This window comes from Psychroserpens mesophilus, from assembly GCF_050617655.1.
Taxonomy (GTDB): Bacteria; Bacteroidota; Bacteroidia; order Flavobacteriales; family Flavobacteriaceae; genus Psychroserpens; species Psychroserpens mesophilus_A.
The window spans coordinates 1-345 of record NZ_JBODQC010000086.1; the positions used below are offsets into that span (position 1 = coordinate 1).

The following is a 345-nucleotide window of genomic DNA, read 5'->3' on the forward strand; positions in this document are numbered from 1 at the left end:
TCAACCAGCCGTTCAATGGCAGCTACGTCCGACATGTTACTGCTTTAGCCAGTTATTCGAGAAGTCGCATTGGCGATACTCCCCGTTGACACTGATGTAGGTGTCGTCTATATGTTCGGCGATCCAGTCGGTGATGGCCCGGAACTGCTTGTCGCGCAGGGCCAGTTCCTGGATCTTCAGGTAATCCCTGGAGAAATCCGCCTCGTGTTCGTCGAACCGGTTGGTCACCATCAGGATCTTGTAGCTGGCCGTGCCGCCCCGGGGGTCTTCCTCCAGGATGGGTCGCGATATTTCGTTGTCTTTCAGGTTCCGGACCTGGTTGTAGAGCGCCGGGTCCATACGCGT

At 56.5% G+C, this 345-nt stretch carries 1 pseudogene; it reads right to left on the reverse strand.

The features are described 5' to 3' along the window. Window positions 1-36: 36 nt before the first annotated feature. Window positions 37-345 (reverse strand): annotated as a pseudogene (locus tag ACRHNM_RS16440) (peptidylprolyl isomerase); the annotation flags it as partial.